The following is a 19375-nucleotide window of genomic DNA, read 5'->3' on the forward strand; positions in this document are numbered from 1 at the left end:
CCGCACCGGCCTCGCCGCCGGGACCTTCTACAACTACTACCGATCCAAGGAGGAGGTGTTCGCCGCCCTCGCAGACGAGGGCGCGCGGCGGTTCGGCCCGATCCTGCGCGCACGGCGAGCCGAGTCTGTGGACTTCGAGGCCTTCGTCCGCGCCGCCATCGACGCCTACTACGAGTTCCTGGCCGACGAACACCGCAACTGGGTCGCCCGTCGGCCGCCGGGCGAACCCCACCCCCACGTCCAGGGCGAAACCCCGGAGACCGCAGCGGTTTTCGCCGAAGTGCGCGACGCGATCGTCGCCGAGGTGGCCCGTGGCGCGCCGGCCGTCGACGCCGATTTCCTCGCAGCCGCCTGCATTGCCGTGGCGCGCGGCGTCGGCGACAAGATGCTGGAGCGCAGGCCGATCGACACCGCCGGAGCCGCGGCGTTCGCGGTCGGCATGATCCTGTTCGGCCTCAAGGGCCTGCCCCGCGCCGGCGCCTGAGCCGCTCGAGCATGAAACGCCGCGAAATGGGGAATGGACTTTGATGCGCGCCCTGGTGGTCGACGACCTGCTGAAGGACTACGCCGGCTGCTCGCTGCAACAGGTGGAGACGCCAAGGCCGGGCCCTGGTGAGGTCCTGATGCGGGTCCGCGCCTCAGGCGTGAACTTCACCGACCTTCTGCAGACGCGCGGCGAATATCAGTTCAAGCCGCCGCTTCCGTTCATCAGCGGATCGGAGATCGCCGGCGAGGTCGAAGCGGTCGGCGAAGGCGTCACGGCGTTCGCGCCGGGCGACGCCGTGGTCGGGCCGCCGCGGATCGGCGGATTCTCCGAGTTCGCGACAGCCGCGGTCGCTGACCTCCAGGCGAAACCCGAGGCGCTCAGCTTCGCCCAGGCCGCGGCGTTCGGGTCCGCCTACATCACCGCCTATGTCGCCCTGGTGCGTCGTGCGCGCATCGCGCCCGGCGAGTGGCTGCTGGTGCACGGCGCCGGCGGCGGGGTCGGCCTGGCGGCGGTGGACCTGGGCGTGAAGCTGGGCGCGAGGGTGATCGCGGCGTCTTCGTCCGACGCCAAGCTCGAGACCATTCGCAGGGATTACGCACCCGAGGCGACACTGAACATCACTGGCGGCTTCCGCGAACAGGTGAAGGCGCTGACCGGCGGGGCCGGCGCCGACGTGATCTACGACCCGGTGGGCGGCGACGTGTTCGACGAGAGCGTCCGCTGCATCGCCTTCGACGGGCGCCTGCTGGTCGTGGGCTTCACCTCCGGGCGCATCCCGTCGGTCTCGGTCAACATGCCGCTGATCAAGGGGTTCTCGGTGGTCGGCGTGCGCGCCGGCGAATACGGGCGCAAATTCCCGGAACGGGGCCTGGAGAACCGCCGCGCCATCTGGTCGATGGCCGCGCAGGGCGAGCTGCGCCCGCGTGTCGATCGGGAATTCCCGCTGGCCCAATGGCGCGAGGCCTTCGCGCACATGGACCAACGGCAGGTGGTCGGCCGGACGATCATCCGGCCGGACCTGTGACTCGCGGTCAGATCACCGAGAAGTCCGCGTAAGAGAGCCTGAGCCCGGTGGGCAGGATCGCGATCTGCACCGCCGAGCCCGAACCTGTCCCGTCGGCGTCGTACAGCAGCGATCCCGTGCTCGAGTTGTAGATCACCCGGTCAGTGGCGTCGTGCGAAGCGGAGCCCTGATAGAAGGCCGAAGACGACAAACGCCCCGTCGAACCCAGCGCGGTGAAGATCGCGTTCTCAAGCTGGATCGTGTCGGCCGTGGTGAAATCGGTGATCTGGTCGACGCCGGTGGACGGCGCGAGATCGAACACGAAGGTGTCGTTGCCCGACCCGCCGCTCAGCACATCGGCCCCTACCCCGCCGTTGAGGGTGTCATTGCCCGCGCCGCCGTCGAGGCGGTCGGCCCCGCCGCCGCCCGAGAGGCGGTCGCCGCCGTTCATGCCCTGCAGGGTGTCTGCGCCGCCGGTTCCAGCCAGAGTATCCGCGCCGGATGTGCCGACCACCGGCCCTGGCGTGCTCGGCGGCTGGGTGGGCGGGACGGGGGTGGTCCCGCCGCCCGCCACCGGGTCGATCAGGTCGACCTTCACGTTCAGCGAGCCCACGGTGACCTGCTTGCTTACGGTGGTGAAGCCTCCGCCCGAGAAGGTCAGGGTGTAGGTTCCGCTGGAGAGGGTGAGGTCGTAGCCGCCCGAGGCCACCGTGCTGGTGGTGAACGAAGCGCCCGTGCTGCTCACCGCCTTCACCGTCAGGCCGCCCAGGCCTTCGCCTGGATCGTAGAACCTGTCGCCGTCCTGGTCGTCGAAGGCGACGCCGGTGATCGACAGGCCGGTCCCGGACTTGCCGAAGTCCTGGGTGACGAACGCCCCCTGCCAGCCCTGATATTCGCCGACCTCGAAGCCGATGCCGACTTCGCGATAATTGGCGTTGAGGATGTTGGCACGGTGGCCCGCGGAGTTCATCAGGTTCGTATGCAGCAGGTCCACCTCGTCCTGGTAGCCCGGCGCGCCGCGCAGGCTGGCCCAGGCGATGTTCTCGCCCGTCGCCCAGGAACCGGAGAGGGTGTAGCCGGCGCTCTGCATGCGCTGCGTCGCGCTCGAGCCGCCGTCTCCGGTGTGGGAGAAGGTGTCCGTCGCGATCATCCACTGACTATGGAGCTCGGCGGCCTTGTCGAGATTCAGGTCGAAGGTCAGGGGCTGGGCGCCGACCTTGGCGCGTTCCGCATTGACCAGTTCGAGCATGTATTGCTCGAGGGCGCTGGGCTCGTACATACAGGCGATCCATTTGATTTGTTGGACAGAATTTCCGAGTGGCCTCGCCCATGGGGCGAAAATGGGGCGCGCCCGATCGCCTGCGGCGAGATGGCGCGCCTTGACCATGGATCGACAATGACGCCGCCGCGGCCCAGGCTCGGGACGTGAATAGCGTCTGCGTCTACTGCGGCTCGGCCTTCGGCAGGGATCCCGCCTACCTGGCCGCCGCGACCGCAACAGGCGCCGCGATCGCCGGCGCCGGACTGACCCTGGTCTACGGCGGAGCCCGTGTCGGCCTGATGGGCGCGGTGGCCGACGCCGCTCTGGCGGGCGGAGGCCGCGTCGTCGGCGTGATGCCGCGCGACCTGGTCGATCGCGAGATCGCCCACCCGGGCTTGAGCAAACTCCACATCGTCAACTCGATGCATGAGCGGAAATGGCGGATGGCGGAGCTGGCCGACGCCTTCCTCAGTCTGCCCGGCGGCGCCGGCACCCTGGAGGAGATGTTCGAGCAGTGGACCTGGGCGCAACTGGGCTTCCACGCCAAGCCCAGCGGCTTCCTCGACGTCGGTGGATATTTCGGGCCCTTGCGTGAAATGATCGCCCGGATGGTGGACGCCGGCTTCCTCGCGCCCGCCTACGCGGACATGCTGATCTACGCGGCCGAACCCGACGAAGCGCTGGAGGCGTTCGCACGCTACACGCCGCCTGCGCCGAAGTGGGGCGGGCCGCCGGCGCGCGATAGCGACTGAGGCGAGCGGACGCGCGTTGACACGGCCGCCCCGTTCCCTTATCCACCGCCGCTCGTTCGAACCCGGAGCCTTACTGTGAAGCGGACTTTCCAGCCGTCGCGACTCGTGCGCAAGCGCCGTCACGGCTACCGCGCGCGCATGGCCACCAAGAACGGCCAAAAGGTGATCCAGCGTCGCCGCGCCAAGGGCCGCAAGCGGCTCTCGGCCTAGATCGCGCTGGCGGTGTCCGCATGACGGACGCCCCAACCCTCATCGCACCCTTCCCCATCGAGCGCCTCAGGAAGCGCCCCGAGTTCCTGGCCTGCGCCCAGGCGCCGTCGTGCGCCCGCGGCGCCGTGGTAGTCCAGGCCCGCAACCGCTCGGATGGCGCGGCCCTGGTGCGCACCGGCTTCACGGCGACGCGGCGGATCGGCGGATCGGTGGTCCGCAACCGCGCCAAGCGCCGCCTGCGCGAGGCCGCCCGGCTGCTCGCCCCGCAATTCGCGGCGCCTGGCTTCGACTACGTGTTCATCGCCCGCGGCGGCGTCACCACGCGGCCCTGGCCGCGCCTGCTTGACGATGTGAAAAGCGCGCTGATAAGGCTCGCGCCCGAAAGCGACCGACGGGTCAGCGACACCGCGCCGGCCCCCTCCTCCTCGGCCTGAAGGCGCACCCCCCGACATGCGAGACGACTCCACACGCAACACGATCATCTTCGTGGTCTGCTCCCTCGCCCTCCTGCTGCTCTATCAGGTGTTCATCCTCGAGCCCGCGGCGCATCGCCGTCAGGCGGAAGCCGCCCGCAAACCCGCCGCCGCCATTGGGGCGACTGCAGGCCCGGCCGCCGGAACGCTCCCGGGCGTCGCCGCGCCAGCGCAGGTGCACGTGGTCACCCGTCAGGAAGCCGCCGCGACCAGTCCGCGGGTGACGATCGACACGCCGGCGCTGCAAGGCTCGATCTCGCTGAAGGGTGCGCGTTTCGACGATCTTTTCCTCAAGCAGTATCGCGAGACGGTCGACCCGAACTCACCCCCCGTCGAACTGCTGCGCCCGGAAGGCGCGCTCCATGCCTGGTTCGCCGAGTTCGGCTGGACCGGCGCCAATGTGCCCGGCCTGCCGAACGCCAACACCGTCTGGACGGTGACGCAGGGCTCGACGCTGACGCCCACCTCGCCGCTGACCCTGCAGTATGTGAGCCCGGCGGGTCTGACCTTCACCCGCCAGATCGCCATCGACGCCAGGTTCATGTTCACGGTGACCGACACCGTGGCCAACACGGGCGCGGCGCCCGTTTCGCTGGCCCCTTACGGTTCAGTACAACGCCAGGGCGCGCCGGCGCACGTGGGTCACAGCCAGATCGTCCACGAAGGCGCGATCGGCTGGCTGGGCGATGAGCTGCGGCTGATCAAATACTCCAAGTGGGCCAAGGATGGCGGCATGGAGTTGCCGTCCCGCGGCGGCTGGACCGGCATCACCGACATGTACTGGCTGGCGGCGCTGATCCCCAGCCAGTCGGAGAACGTGCGCGGCGCCTTCCGCGTCACCAAGGCCGGCGACACCAACATCTTCGAGGCCAACTACGTCGGCGCCTTGCGGCAGATCCCGGTCGGTAAGCAGGTCACAGAGACCACGCGGTTCTTCGCCGGCGCCAAGACCGTGCCGGTGCTGAAGGGTTACGAGAAGCAGTTCGACATCCCCAACCTGAACTGGGCGGTCGACTGGGGCCGGCTGCGCCTACTGACCCAGCCGATTTTCAGTTTCCTGGAATTCATCTATCGCCACGTCGGCAATTTCGGCCTCGCCATCCTGGGGCTGACCGTCGTCGTGCGGCTGCTGTTCTTCCCACTGGCGAACAAGCAGTACGAGTCGATGACCAAGATGAAGAAGCTGCAGCCGCAGATGGAAGAGCTGCGCGCGCGCTTCAAGGAGGACCCCGCCAAGCAGCAGCAGGAGATCATGGCGCTCTATCAGCGCGAGAAGGTGAACCCGATCGCGGGCTGCCTGCCGTTGCTGTTGCAGATCCCGGTGTTCTTTGCGCTCTACAAAGTGCTGAGCGTCACCATCGAGATGCGCCACGCGCCGTTCATGGGCTGGATCAAGGACCTGTCTGCGCGCGACCCCACGACCATTTGGAATCTTTTCGGCCTGATCCCCTGGAACCCAGCCAGCACACCGTTGATCGGTCAGATCCTGGATTCGACCCTCCACCTCGGCGTGCTGCCGCTGGCGTACGGCTTCACCATGTGGCTCACCACATCGATGAGCCCGCCGGTAGGCGATCCGATGCAGCAGCGGATCTTCAAGCTGATGCCCCTGCTGTTCATGTTCATCATGGCCCCGTTCGCGGTCGGCCTGTTGATCTACTGGACCTGGAGCAACGTGCTGACCATCCTCCAGCAGTACGTGATCATGCGCCGGCTCAAGGTGGACAACCCCGTGGACCAGCTCATCGCGCGGTTCACCGGCAAGTCCAGGGCGGCCTGAGTGGACGCCTTCGACGACGAGGCCCTGGAGCGGGCTCGCGTACAGTTCGCGGGGCCTTGCGAATTCCTCATGGGCGCGGTGACCATCGACGGTCTGCCGCCGCCGGACCTGCCGGAAGTCGCTTTCGCCGGTCGTTCCAACGTCGGGAAGTCGTCGCTGATCAACGGGCTGACCAACCGAAAGGGCCTGGCGCGCGCCTCGAACGCGCCGGGACGGACGCGGGAGGTGAACTTCTTCGTCCTGGACGGACGCCTGAGGCTGGTCGACCTGCCGGGCTATGGCTTCGCCCGTGCCTCGCGCGGCGAGGTGAAGAAGTTCCAGAATCTCGGCCGCGACTACCTGCGCGGGCGGGTGAACCTGAAGCGCGCCTATCTGCTGATCGACGCGCGCCACGGGCTGAAGGAGGTCGACGGCGAGGCGCTGAGCGCCTTCGACACCGCCGCGGTGTCCTATCAGATCGTGTTGACCAAGGCCGACAAGCTGAAGGCCTCCGAGGTCGAGGCGGTGACGCAGCGCACGCTGGCCGCCATCGCCAAGCGTCCCGCGGCCTTCCCGCGGGTGATCGCCACATCGGCGGAGAAGGGCCTGGGCATGGCCGAGTTGCGGGCCGAGATCCTCGCCGCCTGCGAGGCCTGAACCCGGCGGCGAAGGTGACAGGCGCGCCTGGGTCCGCTATCGGAGCCCACCGATCCGCCGGAGCCGCCAAGCCGTGACCGACGACACTCAAGAAGAGGGCTGGGCGACCGCGAAGACCCTCGCCGAGGCGCTGCCCTACATCCAGATCTACGACCGCGAGACCGTGGTCATCAAATACGGCGGCCACGCCATGGGCGACGACGCCGTGGCCAAGCTGTTCGCCGCCGACACCGTGCTGCTGAAGATGCTCGGCGTGCACCCCGTCGTGGTGCACGGCGGCGGGCCGCAGATCTCGGCCATGCTGAACAAGGCCGGCGTGAAATCGACCTTCGTCGACGGCCTGCGGGTGACCGACGCCGCGACCATGGAAGTCGCCGAGATGGTCTTGTCCGGCGCGATCAACAAGGAGATCGCCAACTGGATCACGCTCGCCGGCGCCGAGGCCGACGTGCGCGGCGTGGGGCTGTCGGGCAAGGACGCGCGCCTGATCACCGTGCAGAAGGCCGTGCGCACGCGAAAGGACCCGGAGACCGGCGTCGTCCAGGACGTCGACCTGGGCTTCGTGGGCGAGCCCAGCCGAATCGACCAAAAGCTGATCGAGGCGCTGATCTACGCCGAGGAGGACTATATCCCGGTGATCGCGCCGATCGGCGTGTCTGAGGATGGCGAGACGTACAACGTCAACGCCGACACCGTGGCGGGCGCCCTGGCCGGCGCATTGCGGGCCAAGCGGATGATCCTGCTCACCGACGTCCAGGGCGTGCTCGACAAGAACGGCCAACTCGTCCGTCAGATGAGCGTCCAGGAGGCGCGCGACGCGATAGCCTCCGGCGTCGCCACGGGCGGCATGATCCCCAAGCTCGAGACCGCCATCGCCGCGGCTGAAGCCGGCGTCGAGGCGGTGGTGATCATGGATGGCCGGCGTCCGCACGCCCTGCTCGTGGAGCTGTTCACCGAGCACGGCGCAGGCACCCTGATCTGCGCATGAGTGCCGACCTGACCCATGTGGACACCTGGCTGTTCGACCTCGACAACACGCTCTATCCGGTCGAGTCCGGCTTCATGAAACAGGCCGAGGCGCGGATGACCCAATTCGTCGCCAAGACCACCGGACTGCCGATGGACGAAGCCTACGAGCTACAGAAGACCTATTTCCGGGACTATGGCCTGACCCTGCATGGGCTGATGGAGCACCACGGCGTCGATCCCGACGAGTATCACGCGATCTTCCATGACATCTCGCTGGACGCCTTGGCGCACGACGTCGACCTGCTGGCGGCGTTGCAGCGCCTGCCTGGCCGGCGGCTGATCTTCACCAACGCCGACGACCGCCACGCCGAACGGGTGCTGGAGCGCCTGGGCCTGAGCGCCCTGTTCGACGATGTCTTCCACATCGGTTCGTTCGGCTTCCTGCCCAAGCCCGATCCGGCGGCGTTCGACCGCATGGTCGAGGCGCACGGCATGGCGCCCGCCGCCACAGCCTTCTTCGAGGATTCCGAGCGCAACCTGGAGCCGGCCGCGGGGCTGGGCATGACCACCGTGCTGGTCGGGACGCACGCGCAGGACTCCCACGCGTCGTTCGTCCATCATCGTACAGACAAGCTCGCGCCGTTCCTGGCGACCGCGCGATTGAAGGAGGCCGCCTGAATGTCCGTCGCGCTCACTCAAGACCTGAAGTCCGAGATCGAGGCCGCGTGGGAAGCCCGCGACGGCGTCTCCGCTTCGACCAAGGGCGCGGTGCGCGCCGCGGTGGATGAGACCCTGACCCAGCTCGACGCCGGCAAGCTGCGAGTCGCCGAGAAACTCGATGGCGAGTGGGTGGTCCACCAGTGGGTGAAGCAGGCGATCCTGCTGTCCTTCCGCCTGAACGCCAACGCCCTGGTCCAGGCGCCGTCGCCCGGGCCCTACTGGGACAAGGTGCCGACCAAGTTCGAAGGCTGGGGCGCGGCCGAGTTCGAGGCCGCCGGCTTCCGCGCGGTCCCCGGCTGCGTCGTGCGGCGCGGCGCCTTCATCGACCGCAACGTGGTGCTGATGCCCTCGTTCGTGAACATCGGCGCCCACGTGGGCGAAGGCACGATGTTCGACACCTGGGCCACGGTGGGGTCCTGCGCGCAGATCGGCAAGAACGTGCACCTGTCTGGCGGCGCCGGCATCGGCGGCGTGCTGGAACCGCTGCAGGCCAACCCCACGATCATCGAGGACAACTGCTTCATCGGCGCACGCTCCGAGGTCGCCGAGGGCGTCATCGTGCGTGAAGGCTCGGTGCTGTCGATGGGCGTGTACCTGACTTCGACCACGCCGATCGTCGACCGGCGCACGGGCGTCGTCACCCTGGGCGAAGTGCCGCCGTATTCCGTGGTGGTTTCCGGCTCGCGACCGTCTCCGCACGAGGGCATGCCGTCCACCTACTGCGCGGTGATCATGAAGACGGTGGACGAGCGCACGCGCTCCAAGACCAGCGTCAACGAACTGTTGCGCGAATAGGCGGACCCGTGATCGACGCCGTCGAGCTTTCCCGCGACCTGATCCGCCGGGCGTCGGTCACCCCGGCGGACGCCGGCGCCATGCAGGTGCTGCAGAACGCGCTACAGGGCTTGGGCTTCGTCTGCCGGCGGATGCGCTTCGGCGACATCGAGAACCTTTACGCCCGCTACGGCGATGCGCGACCCAACCTGTGCTTTGCCGGCCACACGGACGTGGTCCCGGTCGGCGACGCGGCCGCCTGGACGCAGGAGCCCTTCGACGCCGCCATCGTCGACGACATGCTGATTGGCCGCGGCGCGGTGGACATGAAGAGCGCCATCGCCGCCTTCGTTGCCGCCGCCCAGAGCGCCATCACCGGCGGCCGCGTCGCCGGCTCGTTGTCGTTCCTGATCACCGGCGACGAGGAAGCCCCGGCCATCCACGGCACCAAGATGGTGGTCGAGGCGCTAGCCGCCGAGGGCGAGGCCATCGACCATTGCGTGGTCGGCGAGCCGACCTCGTCGGCGACCTTCGGCGACATGATCAAGATCGGCCGCCGCGGCAGCGTCAATGTCGGCATCGAGGTCGCCGGGACCCAGGGCCATGTGGCCTATCCCGACCGCGCGGCCAACCCGCTGCCTGTCCTGGTCGACCTTTTGTCGCGACTGCAGGCGCGGCGGCTGGACGACGGGTACCTGGGCTTTCAGCCCTCGAACCTGGAGATCACCACCATCGACGTGGCGAACCCAACGACCAACCTGATCCCCTCCACCGGCCGCGCGCGGATCAACATCCGCTTCAACCCCAGCCACACCGGCGCCGACCTGGTACGCTGGATCGAAGGGGAGGCCGCGAAAGCCGCCGAGGGCTTCAAGGGCGAAATCCGCCTGACGCCGCAGATTAGCGGCGAGGCGTTCCTCACGGAGCCTGGCCCGTTCACCGAGGTTGTCGCCGCAGCCGTCCAAGATGCAGTCGGCCGAGCCCCTGAGCTGTCGACCAGCGGCGGCACTTCCGACGCTCGCTTCATCCGCGCGCTCTGTCCGGTGGTGGAGTTGGGGCTGGTGGGAACCACCATGCATTCGATCGATGAGCGGGCGCCGGTCGCTGAGATCCGCCAGCTCCAGACGGTCTATGAACGCCTGATCGAACGCTACTTCGCGGCGTTCGCCGGGTAGATCACCTCGGTGAGATACAAGCCGTCGGGCGGCGCCACGGGGCCGCAGGCGCTGCGCTGGCGGGCCTCCAGCGCGGCTTTGAAGTCATCGTCGCTCCAGCGGCCGGTCCCGACCTCGACCAGCGATCCGGTCATCGAACGCACCTGGCGATGCAGGAACGAGCGCGCCGCGAACCGCAAAATCACAGCCTCACCGTCACGCTCCACGCTGACCTGGTCCAGCGTCTTCACCGGTGACTTGGCCTGACAGCGCACGTCGCGGAAGGTGGTGAAGTCGTGCTGTCCGAGCATCACCTGGGCCGCGGCATGCATCGCCCGGGCGTCCAGCGGCTGCTTCACCCACCACGCGCGGCCCTGGTCGAGGGCGGCGGGGCTCCGACGGTTGAGGATGCGGAACAGATAGCTCCGCCCCGTGGCGGAGAACCGGGCGTGCCAGTCGCCGCTGACTTCGTCGGCGCTGAGCACCGCGATGGGCTCCCCGCCAAGATGGGCGTTCATGGCGTCGCGCACCACCGCCGGCGACCAGGGCTTCTCGAGATCCACGTGGACCACCTGGCCCAGGGCGTGGACGCCGGTGTCGGTGCGTCCGGCGGCATGGATGCGCACGCGCTCGCCGCTGAAGGCCTGCACCGCCCGCTCCAGCGAAGCCTGCACGGACGGCAGCTCCGCCTGGGCCTGGAAGCCGCAGTAGGGGCGGCCGTCATATTCCACTAGCAGGCGGTAGCGGGGCATCAGGAGAGCCTGGCGCCGGGGCTCAACGGGAAGCCGCGCAGGAAGTCGCCGGCATCCTGAGCTGCGCGTCCCTCGCGCTGGACGCGCAGCAGCCGCACCGCGCCTTCGCCGCAAGCCACCAGCAGGGCGTCGTCCAACAGCTCGCCAGGGGCGCCCGCGCCGTCCTCCTGGCGCGAGAGCAGCGCCTTGATACGGAACGGCCCCTTGTCGGCCGTGGCGGTGAACCAGGCGCCGGGAAATGGCGAAAGCCCGCGAATCTTCAGGTCCACTTCTGCGGCGGGGTGACGCCAGTCCAATCGCGCCTCCTTGGGGCGGATCTTCTTGGCGTAGGTGACGCCCTCGTCCGCCTGGGGCGTTTCGACCGCCTCGCCGCGTTCGATCGCCAGCAGGGTCGCGACCAGCAGGTCGGCGCCGGCCAGCGCCAGGCGGTCGTGCAGGGTCCCGGCGGTGTCGAGGGGGCCGATTCGCACCGTGGCGGTGGCCAGCACCGCGCCTTCGTCGAGGCCCTGCGTCATGCGCATCACCTGGACGCCGGTGACCGGATCGCCGGCCATCAGCGCCCGCTGGATCGGCGCGGCGCCCCGCCAGCGCGGCAGCAGCGATCCGTGCAGATTGAAGGCTCCCAACCTTGGCGCGGACAACACTTCCGCGGGCAGGATCTGGCCATAAGCGACCACCACGGCCACATCGAGCTCCAGAGCGGCGAAGGCCGCGATCGCATCGGGATCGCGCATGGAGGCCGGGGTGCGCACTGCCAACCCCCGGCTTTCCGCGTAGGCCTGGACGGGCGACGGCCGCAACGCATGGCCGCGGCCGCGCGGCGCCGGCGGCTGCGAATAGACCGCGACCACGTCGTGCCCCGCCTCGACGATCGCCGCCAGCGACGCAGCGGCGAAATCCGGTGTTCCAAGGAAGGCTAAGCGCATGGACGGCCTTTACCGGTCGGGGGCCTATGGGAAAAGCCCGCCGGCTCGCGCTAAACTAGCGCTGCCATGACCAAGGGGATGGAAATCAAGATGCGCAGACTGCTGATCACTACGCTCGCCGCCGCCGGCGTGATCCTCGCCGGCTGCTCCCCGGCCGAGCGGGCCGACACCGCCCAGGACATCAAGGACGCCGGCGCCAAGGCCGCCGCCGAGGCGAAGGCCGCAGCCAACAGTCCTGAGATCAAGGCAGCAGGCGCCGACCTGAAGGACGCCGCCGCCGATGCAGGCGCGGTCGCCAAGGACGCCGCGGGCGAGGCGAAGGAAGCCTTGTCGAAAGCCGGCGCGGAGCTGAAGACCGGCGCCAAGAACGTCAGCGAAACGGTGAAGGGCGACGATCACGCCGATCCCGCAGCGCACTGAGACGCGCGTGAAGGCCGTCGTCAGGCGGCCTTCACCTGCTTCTTGACCTTTTTCACCGCCTGCTCGCGCTTCAGGCGCGACAGATGGTCGATGAACAACACGCCTTCCAAATGGTCCATCTCGTGCTGGATGCAGACGGCGAACAGGCCCTCGGCGTCTTCCTCTACCGCCTTGCCCTGATAGTCGAGATAGCTCAGCCGCACCTTCGCTGGTCGTTCGACCTCGTCGAAAATCTCCGGCACCGAGAGACACCCCTCTTCGTAGGGAAGCGTCTCCTCGGACGCCCAGACGATCTGCGGATTGATGAAAAAGCGCGGCGCCTTCTCTTCCTCTCCGTGGGACAGGTCCATGACGATGACGCGTTTGGGCACGCCGATCTGAACCGCGGCCAGGCCGATGCCCGGCGCCGCGTACATGGTCTCCAGCATGTCGTCCATCAGCGCGCGCAGGTCGTCGTCGACGACATCCACCGGGGTGGACTTCTGCTTCAGCACCGGGTCGGGGACGACGAGGATCTCACGAATGGCCATCTGGCGGAGGTAGGTCGCAGAGCGCGCAGCGTCAAGACGCGGGCGGCGCTGCGCGTCCCTCGTCGCCGGCGACGATGCGGATCTGGGGCGGCTCGTTCGGCGACAGCTTGGCCAGCGGGCGCACTCCGGTTTCGACCGGCGACAGCTCGACGATCTCGCGGCCCTCGTGATCGACCTTGAGCTCCTCGAAGCGCCGCGCCTGGGTCAGCACCTGGGTCTCCAGGGAACCGACCATCTGGTTGTAGCGCGAGACCGCGGCCTCCAGCGCCTTGCCGACCGAGGCGGCGTGGGCGCCCATCACAGAGATGCGCTTGTAAAGCTCTCGCCCGAGATCGGCGATCCGCCGGGCGTTGAACGCCTGTTCCTCCACCCGCCAGCCGTAGTGGACCGCCTTGCACAGGGCGAACAGGGTGGTGGGCGTGACGATCACCACGCGCCGGTCCATCGCCTCGCTCATCAGCTCCGGCGCGCGCTCCAGCGCCGCCGACAGGATGCTGTCGCCCGGTACGAACATCGCGACGAAGTCCGGCGAGGCGTCGAACTGGTCCCAGTAGGCCTTGGCCGACAGCCCCTGCATGTGCGCGCGCACGCTCTGCGCATGGCGGGTGAAGCAGGCGTCGCGCGCGGCATCGTCGGCGGCGTCCTGGGCATCGAGGAAGGCGTTCAGCGAACACTTGGCGTCGATCACGAACACGCCGCCGCCCGGCATGCGCACGGTCACGTCGGGCCTGCGGCGACCCTCGTCGGTGTCGGTGGAGACCTGTTCTTCGAAGTCGTAGCGATTGTGCAGGCCGGCGGCCTCCAGCACGTTGCGCAGGGTCTGCTCGCCCCAGCGCCCCTGCACGCCGGCTCCGCGGCGCAGCACCGCCGACAGCTTGCGCGCCTCGTCCTGGGTCGCCGTCGACGCTGCGAGAAGCTGGGCGATCTGCGCCTTCAGTCCGCCGGATTCCTCGGCGCGGACCTTTTCGACCGCGGTCACCTGTTCCTGGAATTTCAGCAGCGTGTCGGCCACCGGCTTGAGTTGCGCCTCCAGCCGCGCCTGGACGAGTTGCTCACGGTTGCGGAAGCTCTCGTCGGCGCGCTTGACCATCTCCTCGGCCACCGCATTCGCCGACTGGGTCGCCTGCGCGCGCAGGAATTCACCCTGCGAGGCGGCCTGTTCCTCCAGCATCCGCACCCGCGCCTGGGCGTCGGCGCTGGTCTGCTGCAGATCCCACACCCGCGCCTCGGCGCGACCGGCGCGCGAGCGCTCCATCAAAGCCCAGGCCAGGGCCGCCAGAGCCAGGAGCGCGGCGACGGCCGCGATGAGCAAATACGCGTTCATGCTCCGTTCTTAGCGAGAGTCGCGCACATCGACCAGAGCGTTTCCGATCACGCTGGGCGGCGCGCCCGCATGGCCTGGGCGATTGTGCCGTCATCCAGCCAGTCGAGTTCGCCGCCCACCGGGACGCCCCTGGCCAGAAGGGTCACGGGGACGTTCAGGGCGCCCAGCCGTTCGGTCAGGTAGTGGGCGGTGGTCTGGCCATCGACCGTCGCCGGCAGCGCCAGGATCACTTCGCGCACCTGAGCGGCGCTGGCCCTTTGCAGCAGCGCGCTAACCCGCAACGCGTCGGGGCCGACACCGTCCAGCGCCGACAGCAGCCCGCCCAGCACGTGATAACGGCCACGGAACGCGCCCGCCCGCTCCATGGCCCACAGCGCGCCGACCTCCTCGACCACGCACAGCATGGCGTCGTCGCGCACGGTGTCGGCGCAGATCGCGCAGGGGTCCTGGGTGTCCAGCGCACCGCAGACGCTGCAGGTCCGCACACGCGCCGCAGCGTCGGACATAGCCGCGGCCAGCGGGACCAGCAACTGGTCGCGCCGCTTGAGCAGCGCCAGCGCCGAGCGACGCGCCGAGCGGGGCCCTAGCCCCGGCAGCTTCGCCAGCAGGCTGATCAGACGCTCGATCTCGGGGCCGGCGGAACCCGCCAAGTCAGAACTTCAGGCCCGGCAGGCCCATGCCGGCGAGCGGGCCGGCGGCCTCGCGCATCAGGTCGGCCTGGGCCGCGTCCAGCTTCCGCTTGGCGTCGGCGTGGGCCGCGATCATCAGGTCGGCCACCACCTCCCCCTCGCCGGGGGCCAGCAGGCTCTCGTGGATCTCCACGGCCGCGAGCTCGCCGGTGCCCTTCAGCGTCACCTTGACCATGCCGCCGCCGGACGTGCCGTCGACGCTGAGGTCGGCGATGCGTTGCTGGGCGTCCGCCAGCTTCTGCTGCATGGCCTGAGCCTGCTTCATCAGGGAGCCAAGGTCCTTCATCGCGCGTCAGTCCTCATCGTTGTCGTCCTCGTCCGCCGCCGCCACAGCCGGTTCCGGCGCCGGCAGGGTGCGGACCTCAAGCAGTTCGGTTCCGGGAAACGCCTCGAACACCGACTGGACGAAGGCGTCGGCGCGCACCTCGTCCAGGGTGTCGCGCTGTTCGCGCTTCTGGCGCTCCCACTGGCTTTCGGCGCCGCCGCCGCCCTGGGCGGCGATCAGCCAGGGCTGGCCGGTCCATTCCTTGAGCCGGTTGACCAGGCGCTGAGCCAGGTTGGACGGCGCGCCGGGCGCCGGCTCGAACTCGATCGCGCCGGGACGGAAGCTGATCGGACGCACGAAGCGCTCGACGTCGAGGCGCAGGGCGATGTCGCGGCGCTTTTCGATCAGCGCGATGACGTCGTCGAAGGATTGCAGGACCGGCGCCGTCTCCGCCTCGGCCGTCACCGGACTGGGCTGGGCGCGCGCCACGGCGGACGCGCCGCCGCCGCCACTGGCCCCGCCGGAGCTCAGGCCGCCGCCGCGGGCGGGCGGCGCGTCGCCCGACTGCAGGCGCTTCAGCGCTTCTTCCGGGCCCGGCAGGTCGGCCGCGTAGGCCAGGCGGATCAGCGCCATGTCGACCGCCGCGGCGGCGTCCGGTGCGCGACGCACCTCGTCGTGGCCCTTCAGCAGCATCTGCCAGAGCCGCGCCAGCACGCCGGGCGACACCGCCGCGCCGATCGCCGCCAGCCGCGCGGCCTGATCCTTCGGCAAGGTCAGGGCATGAGCGCCGACCGCCCGCGTCAGTGAGGCGCCGTGGCAATGCTCCAGGAGGTCGATCATCACCTGTCCGGGATCCGCGCCGAACCCATAGAGTGTGCGGAAAGCCTCGATCGCCGGCCCGGCTTCGCCCCGCACGATGTGCTCCAGCAGGCCGATGGTCTGGGCGCGATCGGCGAGGCCCAGCATGTCGCGGATGACCGCCGCGCCCACCGTCAGGCCGGCTTCGGCCTGGACGATGGCCTGATCGAGCATCGACTGGGCGTCGCGCACCGAGCCCTCGGCGGCGCGGGCGATCAGCATCAGGCCCTCGGCTTCGACCCGCGCGCCCTCGGCCTCGGAGATAGTCTCGAGGTTCCTCGCGATCACCTCGGGTTCCACCCGGCGCAGGTCGAAGCGCTGGCAGCGCGACAGGATGGTCACCGGCACCTTGCGGATCTCGGTGGTGGCGAAGATGAACTTGGCGTGCGGCGGAGGTTCCTCCAGCGTCTTCAACAGGGCGTTGAACGCCGCCGTCGAGAGCATGTGGACCTCGTCGATCACATAGACCTTGTAGCGCGCTGAGACGGGGGCGTAGCGCACCCCGTCCAGCAGCTCGCGCATCTCGTCGACCTTGGTGCGGCTGGCGGCGTCCAGTTCGAGCACGTCCATATGACGCCCCTCGATGATCGCCCGGCAGTGGATGCCTTCCTGGGTCAGGTCGAGCGTCGGCTGGTGGACCGTGTCGCTCTCGTAGTTGAGGGCGCGGGCCAGCAGGCGGGCGGTGGTGGTCTTGCCGACCCCGCGGACGCCGGTGAGCATGAAGGCGTGCGCGATCCGCCCCGAGGAGAAGGCGTTGGTCAGGGTGCGGACCATCGCCTCCTGGCCGATCAGGTCCTCGAACGTGCGGGGGCGATACTTCCGGGCGAGCACCGTGTAGGCGCCGGCGTCCTGCGCCACGGGCGGCGGCGCAGGCGCGAACATGTCGGCCGTGTCGGCGTCCCGTTCCGGCGAGGCTGGATCGAGCGTGAAGTCTTCGTCGGCCATGAGGACTATGTTGGAAGGCGGGTGGAGACCGGACGACGACCCGGAGCGAAACTCGTTGCGGCTGCTTCCTTCCGGACCTGACCGGGTTGGCGAGGCGTCCGCCCGTCGCCGATCTCCACCGCCAATATCGCGTCGCACGGGCTCGCGCGCAAGCGTGCGGCGGATTAGAACTCCGCAATGACCCTGCAAAGCTTCCGCAACACCTTCGCCGGCAACCCGCTCGACCGCGTCAGCGAACGCCGTTCCGACCCGGAGTGGGTCGCAGGTCGCCTCGCCGACGCCGATTCCCTCGCCGTGGCGATCTGGAACGGTAAGCCGCTGGTCGAATCAGACGGATCTGGCGGTGTCCGCATCGCCTACTTCCCCGCCGAGCTGGCCAAGGAGCTCTCCGGCGGCGAGGAGCGGCTGCTGTTCCTCGGCATGTGGCGCGAGCAGGCGGTGTTCGCCCTGGATATCGAAGGCTCTGCAGACCCCGCGGAGGGGCCGCTGCGGGGCGTCGGGGCGTTCGAGGACCTGCGGGCCATCTCGCTGCGGCTGGTCCCGGCGGACGCCGCGATCCTCGCCACCGCAAAACAGATGTTCGAGTGGCGTCGTCGTCATCGCTTCTGCGCATCGTGCGGCCAGCCCAGCGACGCAGTGGACGGCGGCTGGAAGCGCCGCTGCCGGGCCTGCGGCGTGGAGCATTTCCCGCGCACCGATCCAGTGGTGATCATGCTTCCGTACTTCGGGGACCGCTGCATGGTCGGACGCGGGGCGTCGTGGCCGGAAGGTCGCTATTCGGCGCTGGCGGGCTTCCTGGAACCCGGTGAAACCATCGAGGAGGCCTGCGCCCGCGAACTGCACGAGGAGGCCGGCCTGCGCACCGTGCGGGTGCACTACCACTCGACCCAGCCCTGGCCCTATCCATCGTCGTTGATGATCGGCCTGCTCGCCGAAGTCGCCGACGACCAGGCGGCTCCGGACCAGACGGAGCTGTCGGAGGTGCGCTGGTTCACCCGCGAAGAGGCTCGAGCCCTGCTCGACGGTGAGATCGCGGACGCCACTGCGCCCGGCCAGATGGCCATCGCCCACCAGCTCCTGCGGGCGTGGGTGGACGGCGGAAGCCCCGGCGACTGAACTAGCCTCTGCTGCGGAACGGATCGGCTGGATAGACCCCGAGGATCTCGAATTTCTCCGAGAAGAAGGTGAGCTCCTCGAAGGCGCGCGCCAGCGCCAGGTCCTCGGGGCGCCCGTCGACCTCGGCGTAGAAGAAGGTCGCCGAGAACACCCCGCCCTCGGTGTAGCTCTCCAGCTTGATCATGTTCACGCCATTGGTCGCGAAGCCGCCCAGCGCCTTGTACAGCGCGGCGGGGATGTTGCGGACGCGGAACACGAAGCTGGTGATGCAAGGCGCGGTGAACGGCGGCGATTCAGGCTGGTCCTCGGCGCTCATCACCAGGAAGCGCGTGGTGTTGTTGTGCTCGTCCTCGACGTCGCGCAACAGGATATCCAGGCCGTAGATCTGCGCCGCCAATGCCGGCGCCAGGGCCGCACGGGTGGGGTCGGGCTTGTCCGCCAGTTGCCGGGCCGCCCCCGCGGTGTCGCCCGCCGATTCGGTCGCCACCTTCAGGCGGCGCAGCAGCTTGCGGCACTGACCGAGCGCGATGGTCATGCTGGAGACGGTCTTCACGTCCTCGAGCTTGACGCCCGGGTTGGCCATCAGTTGGAAGTGGATTGGCTTGAAGCGTTCGCCGATGATCTTCAGCCCGAACGACGGCAGCAGGTGGTGGACCTGATCCACTCGGCCCGCGATCGAGTTCTCCACGGGGATCATGCCCAGCTGGCAATCACCGCTCTTCACCGCCTCGAACGCTTCTTCGAAGCTGGCGTGCGGCACCGGCTGCATCGCAGGGAAGGCGTTGGTGCAGGCTTCGTGGCTGTTGGCCCCGAGTTCCCCCTGGAATGCGATGCGTCCGGTCATGCCAGTTCCCTTGCGTGGCGCCGCGCCCGTTCCAGGTCGGCCGGGTTGTCGACGGAGATCGGCGCCTCTTCGAGCACCGCGGCCCAGATCGACATGCCCATCTCCAGCGCCCTCAGTTGTTCGAGACGTTCCAGCCGCTCCAGCGGTGACGGAGCGGCGGCGGTGAACCGGGTCAGCGCCTCGCGCCGATAGCCGTAGACCCCATGGTGCAGCCAGACCGGCGCGTCGCCGTACAGCACTGAGCGGGTAAAATAGAGCGCCCGGCCGCTTCGCCCGTCCGGCTGCATCGTCAGGATCGCCTTGGGGACATCCGGATTACTGCGGTCGGCGACAGCGCCCTCCGCAACAACGATGGTCGAGATGTCGCAGGTCGGCTGCTCGTCCAGCAGGCGCGCGCATCGCGCGACCGCTTCCGGGTCAATGAACGGGATGTCGCCCTGCAGATTGATCACCACGTCATGAGCGCCGTCCGGGTCGAGCTGAGCCA

The 19375-nt window shown here is 69.0% G+C and carries 22 protein-coding genes, 1 other RNA gene and 1 pseudogene; 13 read left to right on the forward strand and 11 right to left on the reverse strand.

Translation table 11 applies throughout. The annotated features are described in order from the left end of the window. The coding region (locus Q8M88_RS00580; RefSeq protein WP_305594021.1) for a TetR/AcrR family transcriptional regulator at positions 1-484 on the forward strand (484 nt) is incomplete at its 5' end. Positions 485-527: 43 nt separating this feature from the next. Then, entirely contained in the window at positions 528-1511 is a 984-nt protein-coding gene (locus Q8M88_RS00585; RefSeq protein ID WP_305594023.1) for an NADPH:quinone oxidoreductase family protein, read from the forward strand. Positions 1512-1518: 7 nt separating this feature from the next. On the opposite strand, the gene Q8M88_RS00590 is transcribed toward Q8M88_RS00585, so the two are convergent. After that, the gene (locus Q8M88_RS00590; protein ID WP_305594025.1) at positions 1519-2769 is read right to left on the reverse strand and encodes a CAP domain-containing protein; all 1251 of its coding nucleotides are present in this window, start codon (positions 2767-2769) and stop codon (positions 1519-1521) included. 146 nt (positions 2770-2915) lie between these two features. On the opposite strand from Q8M88_RS00590, the gene Q8M88_RS00595 reads away from it, so the two are divergent. From Q8M88_RS00595 to dapE, 9 genes and pseudogenes are all read left to right on the forward strand, one after another. Beyond that, positions 2916-3503 (forward strand): TIGR00730 family Rossman fold protein, encoded by a 588-nt coding sequence (locus Q8M88_RS00595; RefSeq protein ID WP_305594027.1) that lies wholly within the window; start codon positions 2916-2918, stop codon positions 3501-3503. Between the two features lie 75 nt (positions 3504-3578). Next, positions 3579-3713, forward strand: a complete 135-nt coding sequence (gene rpmH, locus Q8M88_RS00600) for a 50S ribosomal protein L34 (protein ID WP_305594029.1) — start codon at positions 3579-3581, stop codon at positions 3711-3713. Positions 3714-3733: 20 nt separating this feature from the next. After that, a pseudogene (gene rnpA / locus Q8M88_RS00605) lies at positions 3734-4187 on the forward strand (ribonuclease P protein component); the annotation flags it as partial. Next, entirely contained in the window at positions 4164-5966 is a 1803-nt protein-coding gene (gene yidC, locus Q8M88_RS00610) for a membrane protein insertase YidC (RefSeq protein ID WP_305594033.1), read from the forward strand. The pseudogene rnpA and the gene yidC, both read left to right, overlap by 24 nt. A gap of 69 nt (positions 5967-6035) precedes the next feature. Further along, a complete protein-coding gene (gene yihA, locus Q8M88_RS00615; protein ID WP_305594067.1) occupies positions 6036-6602 on the forward strand; it encodes a ribosome biogenesis GTP-binding protein YihA/YsxC in 567 nt (188 codons plus the stop codon). Positions 6603-6675: 73 nt separating this feature from the next. Beyond that, positions 6676-7590 carry an acetylglutamate kinase gene (gene argB, locus Q8M88_RS00620; protein ID WP_305594035.1) on the forward strand — a complete coding sequence of 305 codons (915 nt, stop codon included), beginning with the start codon at positions 6676-6678 and terminating at the stop codon, positions 7588-7590. Then, on the forward strand, positions 7587-8249 hold the full coding sequence (locus Q8M88_RS00625; protein ID WP_305594037.1) for a pyrimidine 5'-nucleotidase: 663 nt from the start codon (positions 7587-7589) through the stop codon (positions 8247-8249). The genes argB and Q8M88_RS00625 overlap by 4 nt, the downstream gene beginning before the upstream one ends. Next, positions 8250-9086 carry a 2,3,4,5-tetrahydropyridine-2,6-dicarboxylate N-succinyltransferase gene (gene dapD / locus Q8M88_RS00630; protein ID WP_305594039.1) on the forward strand — a complete coding sequence of 279 codons (837 nt, stop codon included), beginning with the start codon at positions 8250-8252 and terminating at the stop codon, positions 9084-9086. Between the two features lie 8 nt (positions 9087-9094). Continuing rightward, on the forward strand, positions 9095-10240 hold the full coding sequence (gene dapE / locus Q8M88_RS00635) for a succinyl-diaminopimelate desuccinylase (RefSeq protein ID WP_305594041.1): 1146 nt from the start codon (positions 9095-9097) through the stop codon (positions 10238-10240). On the opposite strand, the gene truA is transcribed toward dapE, so the two are convergent. Then, positions 10216-10971: a tRNA pseudouridine(38-40) synthase TruA gene (gene truA, locus Q8M88_RS00640; protein WP_305594043.1), complete on the reverse strand. Its 756-nt coding sequence runs from the start codon at positions 10969-10971 to the stop codon at positions 10216-10218. The two genes, dapE and truA, sit on opposite strands and share 25 nt — an antisense overlap. Next, positions 10971-11897: a methionyl-tRNA formyltransferase gene (gene fmt / locus Q8M88_RS00645; protein ID WP_305594044.1), complete on the reverse strand. Its 927-nt coding sequence runs from the start codon at positions 11895-11897 to the stop codon at positions 10971-10973. The genes truA and fmt overlap by 1 nt, the downstream gene beginning before the upstream one ends. Positions 11898-11987: 90 nt before the next feature. On the opposite strand from fmt, the gene Q8M88_RS00650 reads away from it, so the two are divergent. Then, on the forward strand, positions 11988-12317 hold the full coding sequence (locus tag Q8M88_RS00650; RefSeq protein WP_305594045.1) for a cell surface protein: 330 nt from the start codon (positions 11988-11990) through the stop codon (positions 12315-12317). Positions 12318-12337: 20 nt separating this feature from the next. On the opposite strand, the gene Q8M88_RS00655 is transcribed toward Q8M88_RS00650, so the two are convergent. From Q8M88_RS00655 to ffs, 6 genes are all read right to left on the reverse strand, one after another. Next, positions 12338-12847: a peptide deformylase gene (locus Q8M88_RS00655; protein WP_305594046.1), complete on the reverse strand. Its 510-nt coding sequence runs from the start codon at positions 12845-12847 to the stop codon at positions 12338-12340. A 31-nt stretch (positions 12848-12878) separates the two neighbouring features. After that, positions 12879-14171 (reverse strand): DNA recombination protein RmuC, encoded by a 1293-nt coding sequence (rmuC, locus tag Q8M88_RS00660; RefSeq protein WP_305594048.1) that lies wholly within the window; start codon positions 14169-14171, stop codon positions 12879-12881. 47 nt (positions 14172-14218) lie between these two features. Beyond that, entirely contained in the window at positions 14219-14821 is a 603-nt protein-coding gene (gene recR, locus Q8M88_RS00665) for a recombination mediator RecR (RefSeq protein ID WP_305594050.1), read from the reverse strand. A gap of 1 nt (position 14822) precedes the next feature. Continuing rightward, the gene (locus Q8M88_RS00670; RefSeq protein ID WP_305594052.1) at positions 14823-15146 is read right to left on the reverse strand and encodes a YbaB/EbfC family nucleoid-associated protein; all 324 of its coding nucleotides are present in this window, start codon (positions 15144-15146) and stop codon (positions 14823-14825) included. A 6-nt stretch (positions 15147-15152) separates the two neighbouring features. Beyond that, the gene (locus Q8M88_RS00675) at positions 15153-16928 is read right to left on the reverse strand and encodes a DNA polymerase III subunit gamma/tau (RefSeq protein ID WP_305594054.1); all 1776 of its coding nucleotides are present in this window, start codon (positions 16926-16928) and stop codon (positions 15153-15155) included. A gap of 19 nt (positions 16929-16947) precedes the next feature. Further along, positions 16948-17046: signal recognition particle sRNA small type (gene ffs / locus Q8M88_RS00680), an RNA gene on the reverse strand. A gap of 59 nt (positions 17047-17105) precedes the next feature. Between ffs and nudC the strand changes: the two genes are divergently transcribed. Next, positions 17106-18044 carry an NAD(+) diphosphatase gene (gene nudC / locus Q8M88_RS00685; RefSeq protein WP_305594056.1) on the forward strand — a complete coding sequence of 313 codons (939 nt, stop codon included), beginning with the start codon at positions 17106-17108 and terminating at the stop codon, positions 18042-18044. 1 nt (position 18045) lies between these two features. Here nudC and Q8M88_RS00690 read toward each other — a convergent pair whose 3' ends face one another. Then, entirely contained in the window at positions 18046-18888 is an 843-nt protein-coding gene (locus Q8M88_RS00690; RefSeq protein ID WP_305594058.1) for a prephenate dehydratase, read from the reverse strand. After that, positions 18885-19375: cytidylyltransferase domain-containing protein (locus Q8M88_RS00695; RefSeq protein WP_305594064.1), on the reverse strand; the 491-nt coding region annotated here is incomplete at its 5' end. The genes Q8M88_RS00690 and Q8M88_RS00695, both read right to left, overlap by 4 nt.

It is taken from the genome of Phenylobacterium sp., from assembly GCF_030693805.1.
Classification (GTDB): domain Bacteria; phylum Pseudomonadota; class Alphaproteobacteria; order Caulobacterales; family Caulobacteraceae; genus Phenylobacterium.